This is a genomic window from Streptomyces sp. NPDC049887 (genome assembly GCF_040656535.1).
Lineage (GTDB): Bacteria > Actinomycetota > Actinomycetes > Streptomycetales > Streptomycetaceae > Streptomyces.
In genome coordinates this window covers 37,761-56,724 of record NZ_JBFAMM010000011.1, presented here as the reverse complement: position 1 = coordinate 56,724, position 18,964 = coordinate 37,761, and the positions used below count along the sequence as shown (strand labels likewise).

The 18,964-nt window shown below is 71.3% G+C and carries 15 protein-coding genes and 1 tRNA gene; 10 read left to right on the top strand and 6 right to left on the bottom strand.

Annotation, left to right across the window (positions count from 1 at the left end):
- Positions 1-73: 73 nt before the first annotated feature.
- Positions 74-2,323 (top strand): phosphoribosylformylglycinamidine synthase subunit PurL, encoded by a 2,250-nt coding sequence (purL, locus tag AB0J10_RS15845; RefSeq protein ID WP_363061863.1) that lies wholly within the window; start codon positions 74-76, stop codon positions 2,321-2,323.
- 317 nt (positions 2,324-2,640) lie between these two features.
- Here purL and AB0J10_RS15840 read toward each other — a convergent pair whose 3' ends face one another.
- Positions 2,641-3,042, bottom strand: coding sequence for a nuclear transport factor 2 family protein (locus AB0J10_RS15840; protein WP_363061861.1), 402 nt, complete (start codon positions 3,040-3,042; stop codon positions 2,641-2,643).
- Between the two features lie 120 nt (positions 3,043-3,162).
- Between AB0J10_RS15840 and AB0J10_RS15835 the strand changes: the two genes are divergently transcribed.
- The 4 genes from AB0J10_RS15835 to purM all read left to right on the top strand — a co-directional run bounded on the left by AB0J10_RS15835 (position 3,163) and on the right by purM (position 7,702).
- On the top strand, positions 3,163-3,957 hold the full coding sequence (locus AB0J10_RS15835) for a sterol carrier family protein (protein WP_363061859.1): 795 nt from the start codon (positions 3,163-3,165) through the stop codon (positions 3,955-3,957).
- Positions 3,958-4,001: 44 nt separating this feature from the next.
- On the top strand, positions 4,002-4,844 hold the full coding sequence (locus AB0J10_RS15830) for an META domain-containing protein (RefSeq protein ID WP_363061857.1): 843 nt from the start codon (positions 4,002-4,004) through the stop codon (positions 4,842-4,844).
- A 239-nt stretch (positions 4,845-5,083) separates the two neighbouring features.
- Positions 5,084-6,601, top strand: a complete 1,518-nt coding sequence (purF, locus tag AB0J10_RS15825) for an amidophosphoribosyltransferase (protein ID WP_363061855.1) — start codon at positions 5,084-5,086, stop codon at positions 6,599-6,601.
- A gap of 36 nt (positions 6,602-6,637) precedes the next feature.
- Positions 6,638-7,702, top strand: coding sequence for a phosphoribosylformylglycinamidine cyclo-ligase (gene purM, locus AB0J10_RS15820; protein WP_363061853.1), 1,065 nt, complete (start codon positions 6,638-6,640; stop codon positions 7,700-7,702).
- 63 nt (positions 7,703-7,765) lie between these two features.
- Here the strand turns inward: purM and AB0J10_RS15815 are convergent, their stop codons facing one another.
- The gene (locus AB0J10_RS15815; RefSeq protein ID WP_363061851.1) at positions 7,766-8,014 is read right to left on the bottom strand and encodes a DUF3073 domain-containing protein; all 249 of its coding nucleotides are present in this window, start codon (positions 8,012-8,014) and stop codon (positions 7,766-7,768) included.
- Positions 8,015-8,294: 280 nt separating this feature from the next.
- The gene (locus tag AB0J10_RS15810) at positions 8,295-9,386 is read right to left on the bottom strand and encodes a Glu/Leu/Phe/Val dehydrogenase dimerization domain-containing protein (RefSeq protein ID WP_363061849.1); all 1,092 of its coding nucleotides are present in this window, start codon (positions 9,384-9,386) and stop codon (positions 8,295-8,297) included.
- Between the two features lie 155 nt (positions 9,387-9,541).
- Between AB0J10_RS15810 and AB0J10_RS15805 the strand changes: the two genes are divergently transcribed.
- Entirely contained in the window at positions 9,542-10,387 is an 846-nt protein-coding gene (locus AB0J10_RS15805; RefSeq protein ID WP_363061847.1) for a hypothetical protein, read from the top strand.
- 491 nt (positions 10,388-10,878) lie between these two features.
- Complete coding sequence (gene bldC / locus AB0J10_RS15800) at positions 10,879-11,085, top strand: developmental transcriptional regulator BldC (RefSeq protein WP_003949541.1); 207 nt, start codon at positions 10,879-10,881, stop codon at positions 11,083-11,085.
- Between the two features lie 424 nt (positions 11,086-11,509).
- Here the strand turns inward: bldC and AB0J10_RS15795 are convergent, their stop codons facing one another.
- The 3 genes from AB0J10_RS15795 to hrpA form a co-directional block, all read right to left on the bottom strand.
- Positions 11,510-11,911 (bottom strand): DUF6274 family protein, encoded by a 402-nt coding sequence (locus AB0J10_RS15795; RefSeq protein ID WP_363061845.1) that lies wholly within the window; start codon positions 11,909-11,911, stop codon positions 11,510-11,512.
- A gap of 120 nt (positions 11,912-12,031) precedes the next feature.
- Positions 12,032-12,106: transfer RNA gene (locus tag AB0J10_RS15790), tRNA-Asp, on the bottom strand.
- A 90-nt stretch (positions 12,107-12,196) separates the two neighbouring features.
- On the bottom strand, positions 12,197-16,156 hold the full coding sequence (hrpA, locus tag AB0J10_RS15785) for an ATP-dependent RNA helicase HrpA (protein WP_363061843.1): 3,960 nt from the start codon (positions 16,154-16,156) through the stop codon (positions 12,197-12,199).
- A 477-nt stretch (positions 16,157-16,633) separates the two neighbouring features.
- On the opposite strand from hrpA, the gene AB0J10_RS15780 reads away from it, so the two are divergent.
- Genes AB0J10_RS15780 through AB0J10_RS15770 form a run of 3 tightly spaced genes read left to right on the top strand, consistent with a single transcriptional unit; the run spans position 16,634 to position 18,887 of the window.
- Positions 16,634-17,113, top strand: coding sequence for a hypothetical protein (locus AB0J10_RS15780; RefSeq protein ID WP_363061841.1), 480 nt, complete (start codon positions 16,634-16,636; stop codon positions 17,111-17,113).
- A gap of 59 nt (positions 17,114-17,172) precedes the next feature.
- Positions 17,173-18,063 (top strand): DsbA family protein, encoded by an 891-nt coding sequence (locus AB0J10_RS15775; RefSeq protein WP_363061839.1) that lies wholly within the window; start codon positions 17,173-17,175, stop codon positions 18,061-18,063.
- On the top strand, positions 18,060-18,887 hold the full coding sequence (locus AB0J10_RS15770) for a cytochrome c biogenesis CcdA family protein (protein ID WP_363061837.1): 828 nt from the start codon (positions 18,060-18,062) through the stop codon (positions 18,885-18,887). Before AB0J10_RS15775 ends, AB0J10_RS15770 begins: the two co-directional genes overlap by 4 nt.
- Positions 18,888-18,964: the final 77 nt, after the last annotated feature.

The window sequence follows — 18,964 nt, the reverse complement described above, 5'->3', positions numbered from 1 at the left end:
GAGCAGCCGAGGGAGCGACCGAGCGCTCTGTCGGCGTCCGCAGCACCATCCGCACGCGAAGGAGCGACCGAGCGTGACCCTCGACACCGTCAAGCACGCCACCGAGACCCCCGAGACCGAGCAGCCCTGGAGGGACCTCGGCCTCAAGGAGGACGAGTACGCGCGCATTCGCGAGATCCTCGGCCGCCGACCGACCGGCGCCGAGCTCGCCATGTACTCCGTCATGTGGTCCGAGCACTGCTCGTACAAGAGCAGCAAGGTCCATCTGAAGCAGTTCGGCGAGAAGGCCCCCGAGAACGACGCGCTGCTCGTCGGCATCGGCGAGAACGCGGGCGTCGTCGACGTCGGCCAGGGCTACGCGGTCACCTTCAAGGTCGAGTCGCACAACCACCCCAGCTACATCGAGCCCTACCAGGGTGCGGCCACCGGCGTCGGCGGCATCGTCCGGGACATCCTCGCGATGGGCGCGCGGCCCGTCGCGGTCATGGACCCGCTGCGCTTCGGTGCCGCGGACCACCCCGACACCAAGCGCGTGCTGCCCGGTGTCGTGGCGGGCGTCGGCGGCTACGGCAACTGCCTGGGCCTGCCCAACATCGGCGGCGAGGTCGTCTTCGACTCCTGCTACCAGGGCAACCCGCTGGTCAACGCGCTGTGCGTGGGCGTCATGAAGCACGAGGACATCCACCTGGCCAAGGCGTCCGGCGCGGGCAACAAGGTCATTCTTTACGGCGCCCGTACCGGCGGGGACGGCATCGGCGGCGTCTCCGTGCTCGCCTCCGAGACCTTCGACGACACGAAGCCCGCCAAGCGGCCCGCGGTCCAGGTCGGCGACCCGTTCCAGGAGAAGCTCCTCATCGAGTGCACCCTGGAGGTCTTCCGGGAGAAGCTGGTCGCCGGCATCCAGGACCTCGGTGGCGCCGGTCTCTCCTGTGCCACCTCCGAGCTGGCCTCGGCGGGCTCCGGCGGTATGCGCGTCGAGCTCGACACCGTGCCGCTGCGCGACGCGACCCTCTCGCCGGAGGAGATCCTCATGAGCGAGTCGCAGGAGCGCATGTGCGCGATCGTCGAGCCACGGCACGTCGACCGCTTCATGGAGATCTGCGAGAAGTGGGACGTCATCGCCACCGTCATCGGTGAGGTGACGGAGGGCGAGCGGCTGGAGATCTTCTGGCACGGCGAGCAGATCGTCGACGTGCCGCCCGGCACCGTGGCGCACGAGGGCCCGACCTACCACCGCCCGTACGCCCGTCCCGAGTGGCAGGACGCGCTCCAGGCGGACGACGCGGGCAAGCTGCCCCGTCCGGCCTCGTCCGAGGAGCTGCGCGAGCAGGTCCTGAAGCTGGTCGCTTCGCCGAACCAGGCCGCCAAGTCCTGGATCACGGACCAGTACGACCGCTTCGTCCAGGGCAACACCGTGCTCGCCCAGCCCGAGGACGCCGGCATGGTCCGTATCGACCCGGACACCAACCTCGGTGTGGCGGTGGCCACGGACGGCAACGGCCGTTACGCGAAGCTCGACCCGTACACGGGCGCGCAGCTCGCGCTGGCCGAGGCGTACCGCAACGTCGCCGCGTCGGGTGCCAGGCCGCTCGCCGTCTCCGACTGCCTGAACTTCGGTTCGCCCGAGGACCCGGCCGTCATGTGGCAGTTCGCCGAGGCCACCCGTGGTCTGGCGGACGGCTGCCAGCGGCTCGGCACCCCGGTGACCGGCGGCAACGTCTCGCTCTACAACCAGACGGGCGAGACGGCGATCCACCCGACACCGGTCGTGGCCGTGCTCGGCGTGATCGACGACGTGACGCGCCGTACACCGATCGCGTTCGCCGAGGAGGGCCAGCTGCTCTACCTGCTGGGCGACACGCGCCAGGAGTTCGGCGGGTCGGCCTGGTCCCAGGTGGTCCACGACCACCTCGGCGGTCTGCCGCCCAGGGTCGACCTGGACCGGGAGCGGCTGCTCGCGGAGATCCTGATCTCGGGCTCCCGCGACGGGATGATCGACGCGGCGCACGACCTGAGCGACGGCGGTCTGATCCAGGCGGTCACCGAGTCCTGCCTGCGCGGCGGGCGGGGCGCCCGGCTGGTCGTGCCGGACGGTCTCGACGCCTTCACGTTCCTCTTCTCCGAGTCCGCGGGCCGGGCCGTCGTCGCGGTGCCGCGCAGCGAGGAGCTCCGCTTCACCGACATGTGCGGTGCGCGGGGGCTCCCGGCCGACCGCATCGGCGTGGTCGACGGGGACGCGCTGGAGGTGCAGGGCGAGTTCACCGTCCCGCTGAGCGAGCTGCGCACCGCGCACGAGGAGACCGTGCCGGCGCTGTTCGCCTGAGCCACCGACACGACGGAGTCCCCACCCGGGCATGGTCCGGGCGGGGGCTCCGTCGTGTGCGGGCACGAATCGCGTCGCGGTGGGTCGAGGCGCTCACCGAGGAGCCGCTGGACGACCACCGGTCGGACCTCGCCGACACCTTCGCGGCCCGGGGCGTCCGGTGCGGCTGCGCCCGCGTGCGTGAGCGTCGCCGTGAGCTGTCTGCTGTCCGGCGTTCGCCGTCCGCTGCCAGGCGCCCGCCGCCCGAACTCGCCGGGCCGCGTCCCGTGCACCTGGGGACAGGGCCCGCGTGCGCGCGAGCCGTGGACGTCGGCCTCTCAGTCGGCGCCCCAGAACGCGTCCGCCTCGTCGATGTCCTGAACGCACTCGTCGATGTCGGAGATCTTGCCGCCGACGATCGTGAACCAGAGCCCGCCGGGCATCTCGATCCCGCGGTCGCCACGGTCGGCGTAGTACGTGTGGACGGCCATCACATGCCCGCGGCCGTCGGGGTAGGCGCCCCTGAGCTCGACCCGCAGGGTGCCGCCGGTGAGCTCACCGAGTTCCTGGTACAGATCCAGGATGTTGTCCTGGCCCTTGTAGTGCCCCGAGATCCGGCTGCCGCCGGGGACGTGGTGCACGCAGTCCGCCGTCAGCAGGGAACGAAGGGTCTCCATGTCACCCCTGCCGAACGCCTCGTAGCCCCGGCGGACCAGGGCGGTGTGCGGGTGTTCGGACATGTCCGCCACACTCCTTCCTCGCCGTTACGGCCCCCCTTCATCGTCCGCCGGGCACGGGCCGGTCGCCAGGCAGCGGCCTCGGCACGGTCGGTGTCCGAGGGGCCGGTTAGTCTCGGCCCCATGCCACCGGCCAGGAAGCGCGCCCGCAGCTACGACCCCGCCAGGATCCGCACCGCCGTCCTCGCGCAGTTCGGTCATGTCCGCGAGGCCGTGGGGGGTCTGACGGCCGGGCAGCTGGCGCTGCCGACCCGGCTCGGGGACTGGACCGTCCGCGAACTGGCGGCGCACATCGCGCTGACGTTCGGCGCCGTCGCCAGGGCTCTCGACCACCCGGAGCCGGCGAAGGCCGATGTGACGCTCCTGGACCGGCCCTTCTCGACCGCCGAGTGTGCCGGCGCCGTCGACGGGGGCACAGGCGCGGCGGTGGCGGCCTCCGAGGATCTCCCGGCCCTCTACGGGTGGACGGCGGGGGAGGTCGAATCCGCGCTGCTGGGCGTCTCCGGCGAGCGGCTCGTCCGGACCGGGGCCGGTGCCATGCGCCTGTCCGACCACCTCGTCACCCGCGCCGTGGAACTCGTCGTCCACACCGACGACCTGGCCGATGCCACCGGCCTCGACCTCCCGTACGAACGCCAGGCGCTCGCCGCCTGTGTGCGGGTGCTCGCCGACGCGCTCGCCGTGAAGGCCCCCGGCGGCTCGGTGGAGCTGAGGATCCCGCCGTACGCCGTGGTGCAGTGCGTCGAGGGGCCCCGGCACACCCGCGGCACGCCCCCGAACGTCGTCGAGACCGATCCGCTGACCTGGGTCCGGCTCGCCACGGGACGCGAGGACTGGGCGGCGGCGCGGGAGGCGGCGAGGGTGAGCGCGAGCGGCGAGCGTTCCGACCTGTCGGCGCTGCTTCCCGTGACGGCCTGACCGCTCCCGGGGAACCTCAGCCCCGCCCGTCCCGTCTGAACGACATGCGTACTCAACTGATCGTTCCCGCGGTGGCCGCGCTGACGGCCGCGATCACGCTGACGGCCTGCGGTTCCGAGAAGGGCTCGGGCCAGGGTGCGGGGGACGACGCGGGCGGCGCCGTGCGGCCCGTGGCCCCCGTCACCGGCGTGCACTGGACCGTCCAGCACGTGACCGTCGACGGCAAGAGGATCGCGGCCCCGACCGGAGCCCATGTCGAGTTCACGACCGGGGAAGCGGGCAAGGACGGGGCGAAGGGCCGTGCCGAGGGCAACTACGGCTGCAACAGCTTCGGCGCCGATGTGACGATCAAGGGTGACACCATTACCGTCGGGCGCGGGCAGATGACGGAGATGGGCTGCCCGCAGGGCGTCGCGGGCTTCGAGGAGGCCCTGCGCACGGCCTTCTCCGGTGAGCTGAAGGCGAAGGTGGCGGGGAAGAACCTGACCCTGGCCACCGCCGAGGGCGACTCCATCACGATGAGCGCGCAGCCCGCCGCCCCGCTCGCGGGCACCAAGTGGACCGTCACCTCCCTGCTCGAGGGGGAGACGGCCGCCTCGCTGCCGCCGGGCACCGAGGGCAGGGCTCACTTCGTCATCGCCGAGGACGGCTCGCTGAGCGGCAACCTCGGCTGCAACGACTTCCGCGCCGAGGCGAGGGCGTCCGGGTCGACGCTCACCGTCGGCCCGCTGTCCAGCACCCGCAAGTTTTGCGCGGGCACCGCCGGGATGCTCGAGAAGGCGGTGGCCGAGGCCCTCACGGGCAAGGTGTCGTACGAGCTGGACCACCGCAGCCTGACCCTCACCTCCGCGGACAGCGGCAAGGGAGTGGCGGCGACGGCCGGGTGACGCGGACGGGAAGACCGGGCCGGGGGGCCGACCCCGCACGGTGGCGGCCCCCGGTCCGGTCCTGCCGGGGCGGTGCGGAGAGTGATGTGCGGCACGCTCTCCCACCGCCCCTACCGGCCCGTAGGACCCCCCAAAGGCTTCATTACGCGGCTTTTGTGTGAACCTCCGAGCCCGAGAAGGCGGTTCTGGGCCGCATCCCCAATTCGGACCAGTGGTCGATCTCGCCTACACTCGGTGCCGTGCCACGTGGTGACGGACGACTCAACCACGACCTGCTCCCCGGCGAGAAGGGCCCCCAGGACGCTTGCGGCGTCTTCGGTGTCTGGGCTCCGGGTGAAGAGGTCGCCAAGCTCACGTACTTCGGGCTCTACGCCCTCCAACACCGGGGCCAGGAATCCGCGGGCATCGCGGTCAGCAACGGCTCCCAGATCCTCGTCTTCAAGGACATGGGCCTCGTGTCCCAGGTCTTCGACGAGACCTCACTCGGTTCCCTCCAGGGTCATATCGCGGTCGGTCACGCCCGCTACTCGACCACGGGTGCCTCCGTGTGGGAGAACGCGCAGCCGACCTTCCGGGCGACCGCCCACGGCTCCATCGCGCTCGGCCACAACGGCAACCTGGTGAACACGGCCCGGCTCGCCGAGATGGTCGCCGACCTGCCCCGCCAGGACGGCCGAGCCACCCAGGTCGCCGCCACCAACGACACCGACCTCGTGACCGCGCTGCTCGCGGGGCAGACCGACGACGACGGCAAGCCCCTCACCGTGGAGCAGGCGGCCGCCAAGGTCCTCCCCGACGTCCGCGGCGCCTTCTCCCTGGTCTTCATGGACGAGGACACGCTGTACGCCGCGCGCGACCCGCAGGGCATCCGCCCGCTGGTCCTCGGTCGGCTCGAGCGCGGCTGGGTGGTGGCCTCCGAGTCCGCGGCCCTGGACATCTGCGGTGCGAGCTTCGTCCGCGAGATCGAGCCGGGCGAACTCATCGCCATCGACGAGAACGGCATCCGCACATCCCGCTTCGCAGAAGCGAAGCCCAAGGGCTGTGTCTTCGAGTACGTCTACCTCGCCCGCCCCGACACCGACATCGCGGGCCGCAACGTCTACCTCTCCCGGGTGGAGATGGGCCGCCGCCTGGCGAAGGAGGCGCCCGTCGAGGCCGATCTCGTCATAGCGACGCCGGAGTCCGGCACCCCCGCGGCCATCGGCTACGCGGAGGCTTCGGGCATCCCCTACGGCTCGGGCCTGGTCAAGAACGCCTATGTGGGCCGGACCTTCATCCAGCCCTCCCAGACGATCCGCCAGCTGGGCATCCGCCTCAAGCTGAACCCGCTCAAGGAAGTCATCAAGGGCAAGCGGCTCGTGGTGGTCGACGACTCGATCGTCCGCGGCAACACCCAGCGCGCGCTGGTGAGGATGCTCCGCGAGGCCGGCGCCGCCGAGGTGCACGTCCGGATCTCGTCCCCGCCCGTGAAGTGGCCGTGCTTCTTCGGCATCGACTTCGCGACCCGTGCCGAGCTGATCGCCAACGGCATGACGATCGACGAGATCGGCACCTCGCTGGGCGCCGACTCACTCGCCTACATCTCCATCGACGGCATGATCGAGGCCACGACCATCGACAAGCCGAACCTGTGCCGCGCCTGCTTCGACGGCGAGTACCCGATGGAACTGCCCGACCCCGAGCTGCTCGGCAAGCAGCTGCTGGAGACCGAGCTTGCGGGCGGCGCGGACGCCGCCGACGCGCTCCGTCGTCCGTGACCAGGTTCCGTCATTCCAACCGAAAGATCCCAGGCAATGTCTGAGACAGGTGCTTCCTACGCTGCCGCGGGCGTCGACATCGAGGCGGGCGACCGCGCCGTCGAGCTGATGAAGGAGTGGGTGAAGAAGACCCGCCGCCCCGAGGTCCTCGGCGGCATCGGCGGCTTCGCCGGCCTCTTCGACGCCTCCGCCCTCAAGCGCTACGAGCGCCCGCTGCTCGCGTCCGCGACCGACGGCGTCGGCACCAAGGTCGACCTCGCTCGCCAGATGGGCGTGTACGACTCGATCGGCCACGACCTCGTCGCGATGGTCATGGACGACATCGTCGTGTGCGGCGCCGAGCCGCTCTTCATGACCGACTACATCTGCGTCGGCAAGGTCCACCCGGAGCGCGTGGCCGCCATCGTCAAGGGCATCGCCGAGGGCTGCGTCCTCGCGGGCTGCGCCCTGGTGGGCGGCGAGACCGCCGAGCACCCGGGTCTGCTGGGCCCGGACGACTTCGACGTCGCCGGCGCCGGTACGGGCGTCGTGGAGGCCGACCGGCTGCTGGGCGCCGATCGCATCCGTACGGGCGACGCCGTGATCGCGATGGCGTCCTCGGGCCTTCACTCGAACGGGTACTCGCTCGTGCGGCACGTGGTCTTCGACCGGGCGGGCTGGACGCTCGACCGGGAGATCCCCGAGTTCGGCCGCACCCTCGGCGAGGAGCTGCTCGAGCCCACCAGGATCTACTCGCTGGACTGCCTGGCCCTGACCCGGACCACCGAGGTGCACGCCTTCAGCCACATCACCGGCGGCGGGCTCGCCGCCAACCTGGCGCGCGTGGTGCCGGACGGGCTGCACGCGGTCGTCGACCGGTCGACGTGGACGCCGGGCGCGGTCTTCGACCTCGTCGGCGGCGCCGGCCAGGTGGAGCGCGCGGAGCTGGAGAAGACCCTCAACATGGGCGTGGGGATGATGGCGGTCGTTCCGCAGGAGTCGGTCGACGTCGCCCTGACGACCCTCGCCGACCGCGGTGTTGACGCATGGGTCGCCGGAGGGATCACCGAGCGCGGGGAGCACACCACCGGCGCCGGGATGGTCGGAGACTACGCGAGCTGAACAGCACAGAACCCGGTCCGGGGCTGGGCCTCGGACCGGGTCTGAAGAATGCAGGTGCAGGCGTCAAGCACCGCGACGCTGTGACGACGGACCGGACTCCTCGTCGTCGTCCTCGTCGTCGTTGTACATATCCGCGTAGCGGGCGTACGGGTCGTCGTCCTCGTCGTCCTCGAACGGCTCCGCGTTCGGCGGTTGACTCGAAGTCGATGCGCCCAGCTCGCTGGCCAGACGTGAAAGATCCGTCCCACCGCTGTTGTACTTCAGCTGGCGGGCGACCTTCGTCTGCTTGGCCTTGGCCCGGCCGCGCCCCATGGCTCGACCCCCTCGGTGACGGGGCTCGACGGCCCCAGAGTCTTGACACGCGTTCATGGTTCGGAGCGGGCTCTCCGTGGAGAGACCGGTCCGTAGGGCTTCAACGGTACCTGCTTCCGCGGCCATACGGTACGCCGCCCGCATCACGTGCCACCTCGCAGGACCCGCGAGGCGCCCCGTCCTCGCTGGTCAACCGCGATTTTAACCTCTTCTCGGCGGGCGGCTCGCCGACCGGCGTGAGTCTTGTCTCCCCCGGTCGGCGAGGAACACCCGCGGGGTGTTATCGGCGACGCGCCTCCGCCATCCGCTGCTCCGCGATGCGGTCCGCGGCCGCGGCCGGCGGAATGCCGTCCTCATTCGCACGTGCGAATATTGCCAGCGTGGTGTCGAAGATCCTCGACGCCTTTGCCTTGCACCGGTCGAAGTCGAAGCCGTGCAGCTCGTCGGCGACCTGGATGACCCCGCCCGCGTTCACGACGTAGTCGGGTGCGTAGAGGATGCGGCGGTCGGCGAGGTCCTTCTCGACGCCCGGGTGCGCGAGCTGGTTGTTGGCGGCGCCGCACACGATCCGGGCGGTCAGCGCGGGAACCGTCTCGTCGTTCAGCGCGCCACCGAGGGCGCAGGGAGCGTAGATGTCCAGACCCCCCATGGACTCCGCGCGGATCAGCTCGTCCGTGTCCCGGGCCACCCGCACCTGCGGGAACTTGTCCGTGATCCGGCGCACCGACTCCTCGCGCACATCGGTGACGACGACCTCGGCCCCGTCCTCGAGCAGGTGCTCGACCAGGTAGTGGCCGACCTTGCCGACGCCGGCGACGCCCACCTTGCGGCCGCGCAGCGTGGGGTCGCCCCACTCGTGCTGGGCGGAGGCGCGCATGCCCTGGAAGACGCCGTAGGCGGTGAGCACGGACGAGTCGCCGGCGCCGCCGTTCTCGGGGGAGCGGCCGGTGGTCCAGCGGCACTCGCGGGCCACGACGTCCATGTCGGCCACGTACGTGCCGACGTCGCAGGCCGTGACGTAACGGCCGCCGAGGGACGCGACGAACCGGCCGTACGCCAGCAGCAGCTCCTCGGACTTGATCCGCTCCGGGTCTCCGATGATCACGGCCTTGCCGCCGCCGTGGTCGAGGCCGGCCATGGCGTTCTTGTACGACATTCCCCGGGAGAGGTTCAGCGCGTCGGCGACGGCGGCTTCCTCGGAGGCGTACGGGTAGAAGCGGGTGCCGCCGAGGGCAGGGCCCAGGGCGGTGGAGTGGATGGCGATGACGGCCTTCAAACCACTGGCGCGGTCCTGGCAGAGCACGACTTGCTCATGTCCGCCCTGGTCCGAGTGGAACAGGGTGTGCAGGACGCCGTCGGTCACATCGGTCACGGTGGTGACTCCCAAGTACGAAGCGGCGATTGAGGACCCTCCTGCGGGTGGGGAGGGACCCGATGGGCAAGAGAGTAAGTCCTACGGCTGGGTAGATCGGTCCCAGTGCTGAGGATCACCCTCTCCCGGAGTAGGTGCGTGGAAGGATCTGTGACATGACGGCCGCCACTTCCGTGCTCGTCCCGTACGCGTCCTACCTGCGGGTGTACGAGCCCCTGGCGGCGTTCCCGGAGCCCGAGCGGAGCCACTGGTCCCGTTATGCCCGCTCCGGGCGGACCCCCACCGCCCAGGACGAGCTCCGGCGGTCGCTGGCGGACCTGCTGCCCACCCCTCCGGTGCCGGTGCCGGTGCACGAGAGCCCCGACGCCTTCGTCACCGAGGACGACGGCGTCGTCCGTGTCTGCCCCTGGCGGACCAGGCTGCGCGGCTGGCTGGCCCTGGAGGAGCTGACCGGGCTCTTCCCTCCCCCGGTGCTCGACGCGGTGCTGCCGCCGGTGGTGCGCGGTCAGGCCGCCGCCGACTACGAGGCGTGGCGGATGCGCAACCCGGACGCCCGCCCCTGGATCAGGAGCGCCGTCTGGCAGGTGCCGGTGCGCTGGTTCGTCCTGTTCGCGGACGACGAGCGCGAGTACGAGCCGGGCGAGGTCCCCGGAGTGCCGCCGGTGATGCGGTACCGCACGCCGATGGTCCAGGCCCGGCGCAGGCTGGCGCGGGGCCTGAAGACCCTGCGGGACACGATCGAGGAGGGGCCGCTCACGGAGGGGCTGGTGGACGTGGGGCGGTGGCTGGAGGAGTTCCACCCGCGCTCCCTGGTGGAGCTCGACTACGGCGGGCTCGTCCACGCCCTGCCGCCGGACCGGCTGGCCGAGGACCGGTCCGCCGCCGATGTGGCCGCCGGCATCGCGGCGCTGCGGGACGGCGACGGCGAGGGCGCGGGTGCGGCCTACGGCCGGCTCACGGACCGCTGGCGGGCGGTCCGGGACCGTCAGTTCGCGAACTGACGCTCGGGACATGTCGTACCCTTCCCGGAACCGAACCGGGCATGTAGGGGACGTAGGCCCCGATCCGGGCCTTTGGTTCAAGCGTGATGGACAGCACTAAGTCGTCCCTTGCAACCCTCGCCCACCCTCATGCCAAAATAGGACAAGGAGTCCGGGGAGGGTTCCTTCCGCCTACCTAAGGGCGGAAATCTCAGCATTGCACTCTATGGGGGGTCTGATGACTCCTGATCGCTCTGTGACTGATCGTCACTGTGACGTGACTGTCCGTTATGGCATGAACCATCGGCTTCCGCCGCTGATGAACACCTGAGAGGGCAATTCCATCGGTTTGGCCGACGTGGCTGGACAGATGGTGTAGTTGTAGTGCCGAGGACAAGCCGTTCGTCCTATAACCGACTCGGCCCGCGTCCGCCATTTCGGGCAACGCGGGTCAAGGTGCAGAATTTAGAGGAAAGAACCGAGAAGGTTCGGTTCTCCCGAGGAGGCCGCTCATGACCGCTCGCACCCCTGATGCCGAGCCGCTGCTGACCCCGGCTGAGGTTGCCACGATGTTCCGCGTGGACCCGAAGACGGTCACGCGCTGGGCCAAGGCAGGCAAGCTCACGTCCATCCGTACTCTCGGTGGACATCGCCGGTACCGCGAGGCAGAGGTCCGCGCACTGCTGGCGGGTATTCCGCAGCAGCGCAGCGAGGCCTGACACCCCGATCAAGGGCATCTCCGGACCCCCAATCCGGTAGCCCTGCACAGAGCTCGACACGGCGGGCGCCTGCCCCAACAGGTTTCGTCGTCGATCGCGCTGGACTCCGCCGGGTCCAGCGCGATCTTTTTTGTGTGCCGGGGCGTTCGGGCCGCGTACGGGCGGTTCGGTGGGGGCAGGGATGGATGCACGTGCGGCGCGTGTCCCGTAGGGGGCCCAGGGGGCCCCTGGGGAGACGTGCGGGGCTGCTCAGACAGGGGTGCAATTGCACGTATTTGATTTTTCGCCTGTAGGGAGGGTGTAAAGTCGCCCGCTCCACAAACTCGTTCGGTGACTCCCGTCACATGCCGCAGGTCTTGCCGCGGGTGGCCTGTCCTCCCCCGTGAGCCTGCCGCCCGTCCACGGCGGGGGAAGGTGCCATCGGTCATGCACGGGTGGGACCTTCGTCCCCGGAGCCGGAGCCGGAGCCGGAGCCGGAGCCCAAGCCGGGGTCGGAGCCGGGTGCGGCTTCGGCTCCGGGGCGGAGCCCGGCGCCCGCCGTGCCGGCTGTTTCCGCCTGGGCCGTCGGGTCCGCCGCGCGCGCGGTGTTCCGCGGGGTTTCCGGGCGCTCCACGGCCGGGGCGGGTACGGCCGGCTGACGGCCCCCCAGAAGCGCGGAGGGCGGCGGAACGGGCTCCTCCGGCACGGCCTCCGACGGGTCCATGGCGAGGCGCAGCAGCCGATGACAGACCGGACACCGCCGAGTGAGGTGCCGATAGCCGGAGGCGGCCGCCAGATGGGCGCGCAGCAGCGCCCTGGTCTCGTGTCTCGCTGTGGATGCCGCCATCGCGCCACCTCCGCGGATCGGGGGCCCCGCAACCCCTGTCCTGACTGGGTACCGGCGGCGCAAGTCCCCGTCAATACGCCGGAAGGCCCGCACCACTTGGTGCGGGCCTTCCGTTCACTGCGGTCCTGACGGGATTTGAACCCGCGGCCTCCACCTTGACAGGGTGGCGAGCACTCCAAACTGCTCCACAGGACCAGGTTTCGCAGCCGATCGCTCGTTGGCTGCGAGAGAGACTGTACAGCAGGTCAGAGGGTCCGGTCGAACTCACTCAAGGCAACGGCCGCGTCACGGTGCCGCCGCGTCGATCGCCTTGACGATGCGCTTGTCGGAGACGGGGTAGGCGGTGCCCAGCGCGTGAGCGAAGTAGCTCACCCGCAGCTCCTCGATCATCCAGCGGATGTCCCGCACCTCCGGCGGCACCGGCCGGCCCTTGGGCAGCTGCTCCAGGAGCCAGGCGTACTCGTCCTGCATCTCGTGGACCTTTTCCATGCGCGTCGTGTCGCGCTGGACGGAGGTCGGCATCTGCTGCAGCCGGCGGTCCACCGCGATCAGATAGCGCATCAGGTCGGGCAGCCGGCGCAGGCCCGTCCGCGTCACGAAGCCCGCCGGGACGAGCCACGCCAGCTGCTCGCGCACGTCCTTGACGTTGCCGGCGAGCGCCGGGCTGGTGGTGCCCTTGAGACGGCGCTCACAGGCCTGCCAGGCGGCCAGGATCTGCCCCACCCGGTCGACGGTCCGCACGGTCGCGTCCACGAGGTCGGCGCGGACCTTGTCATAGAGCTTCCGGAACGATTCCTCGTCCCAGGCCGGACCGCCGTGGTCCGCGATCAGCTTGTCCGCGGCGGCCGTCGCGCAGTCGTCGAAGAGCGCCTGGACCGAGCCGTGCGGGTTGGCGGACAGGGCCAGCTTCTGCTGGTTGGACATCCGGTCGGAGGCGAACTTCGCGGGGTTCACCGGGATGTTCAGCATGATCAGCCGACGGGTGCCCCGCCACATCGCCTCCGCCTGCTCGGCCTCGGTGTCGAAGAGGCGTACCGAGACCGAATCGCCGTCGTCGACCAGCGCCGGGTAGGCCTTGACGGGCTGGCCCGCACGGCGGGTCTCGAAGACGCGCGTCAGGGTGCCGATCGTCCAGGACTTCAGCCCCGTGCGCTCGACGGCGTCGCCGCCGGACCGCCCCGCCGTGGCCGCGGCGGCCTCCGACAGCGCCTTGCGCGCCTTCGGCCTCAGCCGCAGGCGCAGCGCCTCCAGGTCCTTGTCCTCGGCCAGTTTGCGGCGCCGCTCGTCGACGATCCGGAAGGTGACCTTCAGATGGTCCGGGACCCTGGCCAGGTCGAAGTCGTCCGCCGAGACCGGCACCCCGACCATGCTCTGGAGCTCCCGCGCCAGCGTGACCGGCAGCGGCTCCTGCAGCGGGACCGCCCTCTCCAGGAATGCCTTCGCGAAGTCCGGCGCCGGCACGTAGTTCCGGCGGATCGGCTTCGGCAGGGAGCGGATCAGTTCCGTCACGACCTCGTGGCGCAGACCCGGGATCTGCCAGTCGAAGCCCTCGTCCGTGACCTGGTTGAGCACCTGGAGCGGGATGTGCACGGTCACGCCGTCGGCGTCCGCCCCCGGCTCGAACTGGTAGGTGACGCGGAACTTCAGCCGCCCCTGCCGCCACGAGTCCGGATAGTCGTCCTTGGTGACCGCCCCGGCCTTCTCGTTGATGAGCATCTCGCGCTCGAAGTCGAGCAGCTCGGGCTGCTCACGGCGCTTGTGCTTCCACCACGAGTCGAAGTGGGCCCCGGACACCACGTGCTCCGGCACCCGCTGGTCGTAGAAGTCGAACAGGGTCTCGTCGTCGACGAGGATGTCGCGGCGACGGGCCCGGTGCTCCAGCTCCTCCACCTCGGTGAGCAGCCTGCGGTTGTCCGCGAAGAACTTGTGGTGGGTCCGCCAGTCGCCCTCGACCAGGGCGTTCCGGATGAAGAGGTCACGGCTGACCCCGGGGTCGATGCGCCCGTAGTTCACCTTGCGCTGGGCGACGATCGGCACGCCGTACAGCGTGACCTTCTCGTACGCCATCACCGCCGCCTGGTCCTTCTCCCAGTGCGGCTCGCTGTAGGTGCGCTTCACCAGGTGCTCGGCGAGCGGCTCGATCCACTCGGGCTCGATCTTCGCGTTGACCCGCGCCCACAGCCGGGACGTCTCGACCAGCTCGGCTGACATCACGAAGCGCGGCGGTTTTTTGAACAGCGCCGAGCCGGGGAAGACGGCGAACTTGGCGTTCCGGGCGCCCAGGTACTCGTTCTTCGCGCCGTCCTTCACGTCCTTCATCCCGACGTGGGACAGGAGGCCGGCGAGGAGCGAGACGTGCACGGACTGGTCAGGCGCGCCGGCCTCGGCCGCGGGCTCCTCGAAGCTGAGCCCCATCTGCTTGGCCACCGTGCGCAGCTGTGCGTAGATGTCCTGCCACTCGCGGATGCGCAGGTAGTTCAGGTACTCCTGCTTGCACATCCGGCGGAAGCTGGACGAGCCGCGTTCCTTCTGCTGCTCGCGGACATAGCGCCAGAGGTTGAGGAAGGCGAGGAAGTCGCTCGTCTCGTCCTTGAAGCGGGCGTGCTGCTGGTCGGCCTGGGCCTGCTTGTCGGCGGGGCGCTCCCGCGGGTCCTGGATGGAGAGCGCGGCCGCGATGACCATGACCTCGCGCACGCAGCCGTTCTTCTCGGCCTCGATCACCATCCGGGCGAGGCGCGGGTCGACGGGCAGCTGGGCGAGCTTGCGGCCCATCGGAGTGAGCCGCTGCGCCTTCCTCCCCTCCTGGGGGGACTTCTGCGCCGGTTCGAGCGCACCCAGCTCCTGGAGGAGCTGCACGCCGTCGCGGATGTTGCGGTGGTCCGGCGGGTCGATGAAGGGGAAGCGCTCGATGTCGCCGAGGCCGGCCGCGGTCATCTGGAGAATGACGGACGCCAGGTTCGTACGGAGGATCTCGGCGTCGGTGAACTCCGGCCGGGACAGGAAGTCGTCCTCGCTGTAGAGCCGGATGCAGATGCCGTCCGAGGTACGGCCGCAGCGGCCCTTGCGCTGGTTGGCGCTTGCCTGGCTGATCGCCTCGATGGGCAGGCGCTGGACCTTGGTGCGGTGGCTGTAGCGCGAGATGCGGGCGGTGCCCGGGTCGATGACGTACTTGATGCCCGGCACCGTCAGGGACGTCTCCGCCACGTTCGTCGCGAGGACGATGCGGCGGCCCGAATGCGGCTGGAAGACGCGGTGCTGCTCGGCGTGCGACAGCCGGGCGTAGAGGGGGAGGACCTCGGTGTTGCGGAGGTTCTTCCTGTTCAGCGCGTCCGCGGTGTCGCGGATCTCCCGCTCGCCGGACAGGAAGACCAGGACGTCGCCCGGCCCTTCCCTCTGGAGTTCGTCGACCGCGTCGCAGATCGCGGTGATCTGGTCGCGGTCGGACTCGTCGCTCTCCTCCTCGAGGAGGGGGCGGTAGCGGACCTCGACGGGGTAGGTCCGGCCGGAGACCTCGACGATCGGCGCGTCCCCGAAGTGCCTGGAGAACCGCTCGGGATCGATGGTCGCGGAGGTGATCACGACCTTGAGGTCGGGACGTTTCGGTAGCAGCTGGGCCAGATAGCCGAGCAGGAAGTCGATGTTGAGCGACCGCTCGTGGGCCTCGTCGATGATGATCGTGTCGTAGGCGCGCAGCTCGCGGTCCGTCTGGATCTCCGCGAGCAGGATGCCGTCCGTCATGAGCTTGACGAAGGTCGCGTCCTGGTTCACCTGGTCGGTGAACCGGACCTTCCAGCCCACCGCCTCGCCGAGCGGGGTGCGCAACTCCTCGGCGACACGCTCGGCGACCGTCCGCGCGGCGATCCGGCGCGGCTGGGTGTGCCCGATCATGCCGCGTACGCCGCGGCCGAGCTCGAGACAGATCTTGGGGATCTGTGTCGTCTTGCCGGATCCGGTCTCCCCCGCGACGATCACGACCTGGTGGTCCCGTATCGCCTCGAGGATCTCGTCCTTCTTCTGGCTGACCGGGAGCTGTTCGGGATACGTCACCCCCGGCACCCGTGCGGCGCGCGCGGCTGTCCGCGCGCCGGCCCTGCCGGCCTCGGCCGCGATCTCGTCGAGCACGGCCTGCCGGGCCTCGGGTTTGCGGATGCGGCGGGTGCCCTCGAGGCGCCGCCCGAGCCGGTGCGCGTCGCGCAGCGAGATCTCGGCCAGCTGCTTCTGGAGATCGGCGAAGGAAGTAGACATACGGGATCCAGGATCGCACCCGTGCGAGCGGACTGGCGAACCCATTTCCGGTGTTCCGGGCGCCGGATCACCGGCCGGCTGCGGTGACCGGTTCCGCTGGGGAGCGGGGGCGGGCGGCGTCTGCCGTCGGTGACCGGGGAGCGGCAGGTGCCGTGTTCCGCGGCGGCGTCCGGGAACGCGGCGCTGGTAGCTGGGCGCGGTTGACGGGCCCGGGGAGCGGCCGGTGCCGGCGGCGGGTCCGGCCGGGCGAGGCGGTGCCCTCGGGCGGGTGCCTGCCGGCGGTGATGCGTGGGGTGGGCGGGGGCCGGGTCGCTGAGGTCCGGCGTTCCCCGCCGCCCTGCCCGACTCGACCGCACGTACGAGGTCGCGCGGGGTCGGGCGAGGGTCCCGGACGGCCGGTGCGGGGCAGGGCGTACCGGCCCGGGGAGCGGCCGGCCCGTACGATTGCGGGCACGTCGACTCCAGGAGCCCTCGTCCATGCCCAGCCCCAGCAGCCGTTGGCACCGCGCCCTCGCGGTCGTGGCGGCCCTCACGGCGGTGCTGGCGGGGGCACTTCTCTGCGTGGGGTCGAGTGCGGCAGCGGACATCGGCGACGCGACCGGGGCCGGCCCGCCCCGGGTCGCTGTGGTTGCGTCCGGTGCGGTGGCTCCGCCCGCCGCGGTGGCACGGCCCGGTGCGGTGGCGACGCGGTTCGCCGTGCCTCCGCCCGCCGCCACGGCAGGCGGCGAGCACCGGGCCCCCGGCTGCGGCGAAGGCTCCGGTGACGGCGGGCTGAACCCCGCCACGCCGCCGCGCGGGTCCGCCGCGCACGAACTCCTGCCGGCCCTGCCGACCACCGCCCATGGCGGGTCCGGCTGCCCGGCGGCCGCCGGTGCCGTACCGGATCTCGCGCCTGAGCGCGCCCCGCCCGCGCTCGCGACACCCGGCCCGATAGACCTCTCCGTCCTGCGCGTATAGGCCGCGGTACCGCCCCGCCCTGCCCGTAACCCTGCGCCACCCGGAGAGTGAACACCGCCATGCCCCCTTCCCGCACCCCTGCCCACAACGGCACCCGCCCAGCCCGCTCGTTCAAGCCGTACGCGTACGGCGCCGCCGTCGCCGCCGCCGCGGTGCTGCTGGGCTTCGTCTCGTACACGGCCACCAAGCCCGACGACTCCCCGACCGGTGGGCGTTCCGTCGCGGACGTCTCCGCCGAGCCCGACGCCGGCGTGTACCCGGAACTGGAGAAGCTCGCCCGGCGCGACGCCGCCGACCCGCTGGCGCTGGGTCGCGCCGACGCGCCCGTGGTGATGGTCGAGTACGCCGACTTCAAGTGCGGTTACTGCGGCAAGTTCGCCCGCGACACCGAGCCGGAACTGGTCCGGAAATACGTGGAGAAGGGCGTCCTGCGCATCGAATGGCGCAACTTCCCGATCTTCGGCGAGGAGTCGGAGGCCGCGGCCCGGGCCGCCTGGGCCGCGGGGCGGCAGGGCCGGTTCTGGCAGTTCCACAAGGCCGCGTACGCCGACGGCGCCAAGGAGAGGGGCTTCGGCGAGCAGCAGCTCAGGGAACTCGCCGCCGAGGCCGAGGTGAAGGACCTTGCGCGTTTCACCCGCGATGCGGACAGCGAGGAGGCACGTCAGGCCGTGGCGAGGGACCAGGAGGAGGGGTACGGGCTGGGCGCCACGTCCACACCGTCGTTCGTGGTCAACGGCCGTCCGATCGCGGGCGCCCAGCCGGCGGGGACCTTCGTCGACGCGATCGAGGCGGCGCGGAAGGCCGTGACCACGGAGCCGGCGGGACCGAGGTCGGCGCCGACGACCCCGGCTCCCGGCGCGACGGCTCCGGGCACCACCGCTCCGGGCACCCGGGCTCCGGGTGCGACCGCTCCCGGAACCCCGATGCCGGGGACGGCGGGCGGCGAGTGAGCGACATCGGATACCTGGCCGCCTTCCTGGGCGGCCTGCTCGCCCTGCTCAGCCCCTGCAGCGCCCTGCTGCTGCCGGCCTTCTTCGCGTACTCGATCGACACCACGTCCCGGCTCATCGCGCGTACCTGCGTCTTCTACGCGGGCCTGGCGACGACCCTGGTCCCGCTGGGTGCCGCGGGTTCGTTCGCCGGACGCCTCTTCTACGGCCACCGTGACCTGCTGGTCGCGGTGGGCGGCTGGCTGATCATCGTGCTCGGGGTGGCCCAGCTGGCGGGCCTCGGTTTCACCTCGCGGCGCCTCGCCGAGGCAGGCGGGAGGATCCGCCCCACGACCGCGCTCTCGGTCTACGCCCTCGGTGCGGTCTACGGGCTCGCGGGCTTCTGCGCGGGCCCGATCCTCGGCAGCGTCCTCACCGTGGCGGCCCTGAGCGGGAGCCCCGCGTACGGGGGGCTCCTCCTCGCCGTCTACGCCCTGGGCATGGCGGTGCCGCTGTTCGTCCTGGCCCTGCTCTGGGAGCGCTACGACCTGTCCCGACGACGATGGCTGCGCGGCCGCCCCCTGCGCATCGCCGGCCGTTTCGAGCTGCACTCCACCTCGGCCCTGTCCGGGCTGTTCTTCATCGTCCTCGGCACCGTCTTCCTCGTCTTCGACGGAACGACGGCCCTGCCGGGGCTGCTGTCGGTCGACGACTCCTTCGCCGTGGAACAGTGGGCCTCCTCCGCGGGGCGCGCGGTCCCCGACTGGGTACTGCTCGCCCTGGTCGTGGCGGCCGCGGCGATCGTCCTCGCGGTACGGGGGCTGCGGGGGCGGGACCGGGTCTGACGGTGTCCCGCCCGGGCGACACGGCGCTCCCGTCACCGCCCATGCCCCTCCCCCGCCCTGCCCCCGTTCCCGTGCTG

Excerpts from the sequence above, each read along its gene's own strand:
- purM (WP_363061853.1), top strand. The coding sequence starts at position 6,638 with ATGTCTGAGACAGGTGCTTCCTACGCTGCCGCGGGCGTCGACATCGAG.
- hrpA (WP_363061843.1), bottom strand. The coding sequence starts at position 16,156 with ATGTCTACTTCCTTCGCCGATCTCCAGAAGCAGCTGGCCGAGATCTCG.
- AB0J10_RS15835 (WP_363061859.1), top strand. The coding sequence starts at position 3,163 with ATGCCACCGGCCAGGAAGCGCGCCCGCAGCTACGACCCCGCCAGGATC.
- AB0J10_RS15815 (WP_363061851.1), bottom strand. The coding sequence starts at position 8,014 with ATGGGGCGCGGCCGGGCCAAGGCCAAGCAGACGAAGGTCGCCCGCCAG.
- AB0J10_RS15805 (WP_363061847.1), top strand. The coding sequence starts at position 9,542 with ATGACGGCCGCCACTTCCGTGCTCGTCCCGTACGCGTCCTACCTGCGG.
- AB0J10_RS15830 (WP_363061857.1), top strand. The coding sequence starts at position 4,002 with ATGCGTACTCAACTGATCGTTCCCGCGGTGGCCGCGCTGACGGCCGCG.
- AB0J10_RS15795 (WP_363061845.1), bottom strand. The coding sequence starts at position 11,911 with ATGGCGGCATCCACAGCGAGACACGAGACCAGGGCGCTGCTGCGCGCC.
- AB0J10_RS15775 (WP_363061839.1), top strand. The coding sequence starts at position 17,173 with ATGCCCCCTTCCCGCACCCCTGCCCACAACGGCACCCGCCCAGCCCGC.
- bldC (WP_003949541.1), top strand. The coding sequence starts at position 10,879 with ATGACCGCTCGCACCCCTGATGCCGAGCCGCTGCTGACCCCGGCTGAG.
- AB0J10_RS15780 (WP_363061841.1), top strand. The coding sequence starts at position 16,634 with ATGCCCAGCCCCAGCAGCCGTTGGCACCGCGCCCTCGCGGTCGTGGCG.
- AB0J10_RS15840 (WP_363061861.1), bottom strand. The coding sequence starts at position 3,042 with ATGTCCGAACACCCGCACACCGCCCTGGTCCGCCGGGGCTACGAGGCG.